Source organism: Microcoleus sp. M2_D5, from assembly GCF_036701935.1.
Lineage (GTDB): Bacteria > Cyanobacteriota > Cyanobacteriia > Cyanobacteriales > Microcoleaceae > Microcoleus.
The window spans coordinates 1-1,948 of sequence record NZ_JAUBRP010000159.1 but is presented as its reverse complement, the minus strand read 5'-3'; the positions used below and the strand labels follow the sequence as shown (position 1 = coordinate 1,948).

The 1,948-nt window shown below is 45.0% G+C and carries 2 protein-coding genes; both read left to right on the top strand.

What is annotated here, in order from left to right; all coding sequences use genetic code 11:
• Nucleotides 1-194 precede the first annotated feature (194 nt).
• The gene (locus QUA50_RS29145; protein WP_333212882.1) at nt 195-680 is read left to right on the top strand and encodes a glutathione peroxidase; all 486 of its coding nucleotides are present in this window, start codon (nt 195-197) and stop codon (nt 678-680) included.
• 643 nt (nt 681-1,323) lie between these two features.
• Nucleotides 1,324-1,785, top strand: coding sequence for a VOC family protein (locus QUA50_RS29140; RefSeq protein WP_333268052.1), 462 nt, complete (start codon nt 1,324-1,326; stop codon nt 1,783-1,785).
• Nucleotides 1,786-1,948 lie beyond the last annotated feature (163 nt).

Sequence of the window (1,948 nt, the reverse complement as noted above, 5' to 3'; positions counted from 1 at the left end):
GTCTTTTAAGGACGGGCGGGACGCCCATCCCACAATAACAATTAAAATTGTAAGTTATTTAATTCGCGATCCTAAGCGCGAGATGCGTAAACCCGCCGCGACCGGGATAGTGAAATTTTTAGCGATCGACCTCTAGACAAAATGGTAGCGACTTGCGGTAAAATTGTGGTGGTCAAATTTAAAAGTATTTGAAAATGCCCAGCACAATCTCCGACATTAAAGTAAAAACGATCGCAGGCGAAGACAAGCAGCTAGGAGAGTACGCTGGCAAGGTACTCTTGATAGTTAATGTAGCTTCCAAATGTGGCTATACACCGCAATACAAAGGACTCGAAGAATTAAACCAGAAGTACAGCGCGGCTGGACTCCGGGTTTTAGGATTTCCCTGCAACGACTTCGGAGCTCAAGAACCCGGAAGTAATCCAGAAATCGTCAATTTCTGCACTACAAAATACGGCGTCACCTTTGAATTATTTGACAAAGTACGCGCTAAAGGCACTCAGCAGCACCCGCTGTACGCTAAGCTTACGAGTGCAGTCGATCCCAAGGGTGAGGTTTCCTGGAATTTTGAGAAATTCTTAGTTAGCAAACAGGGTGAAGTCGTTGCTAGATTCCGCAGCAGTGTTGGCCCCGATTCGCCCGAACTGATCGCTGCCATCGATCGAGAATTGGCAAAATAAAAAGTTCGGCAACTAATCAGTTTACCAGAATTTAACGGATTTAACGGATGGATGTTTAGGGAAGAGGGAGGAAATTAATAGGCTTTTTTTCTAATAAGGAATGAAAATTAAATAAAATCCACTTTTCATGTTTGTTGTGGGATGGGCGTCCCGCCCGTCCTTAAAAGACGGGCGGGACGCCCATCCCACAAGAAAAAAGGGAAATTATTTAATTGACGATCCTAAGTTGAAAGCTAATTTTTTTCTTCTGATCTTCCCCATTGTTTGCAAGCACTCAGCGATTAACAAATACCGATGATTGGATTTAATTGGAGAACGGTTTAATTTAATGGAAAATACATCGGGATTAGATTTAGTTGTAGGTGTACTTGCCTTCGCAATTCTTGCAGGCGGTCTGGCAATGCTATTTGTAGGCATGGCATCGTTTCCTAAAGAAAAATAACAATACTAGGACTTACTCACAATTGTTGAGAAACCGGGTTTTTTTACGAAAAGATACGTTGTAGACCGCACCCAAGGTAAAAAACCCGGTTTCGGGGCCCCGATTAAGTCCTGACTACCAACTTAAAATGCTTATTTTACAGGACACCATCTGAATAAATCAAACTCCTTTCAATTTGAACATTCGCAATTGATGACAATCATGCAAACTACGGAAAACAACGTCAAAATTGCCCTCGCGCCGGGGAATTTGCGCCGCGTTCACCATATCGCTTTAAACGTGCGCGATATGAAAGCTTCCCGCCACTTCTACGGTACAATTCTCGGCCTGCACGAACTAACAGGTGCAGAAATTCCCGCAACTTTAACAGACATGGTAGCCGCCGGTAAAGTCGCTAATTTTGTCACCCCAGACGGTACTGTTATTGACTTATTTTGGCAGCCGGACTTGGAACCGCCAAACCCAGACCCGGAGAAAGCTTTTACCCGCGCCAACCACTTAGCCTTCGACATCGAGCCGGATTTGTTCGATCGCGCTTTGGAAGTGCTAAAGTCAAATCAAATTGCGATCGACAGCGGCCCCGTCACTCGCGCTACAGGACGCGGCATCTACTTTTACGATCCTGATGGATTTATCATCGAAATCCGTTGTGATGCCGTTTAAACACTCGCTATCGGGTTCTCTGTAGTCCGGGTGCACCCTACATTTACTCTTTGGATTGCGGTGCTCCCTAACGATCGCTAATTAAATAACTTATAATTTTAATTATTATTGTGGGATGGGCGTCCCGCCCTTCATGAGTGGACGGGCGGGACGCCCATCCCAC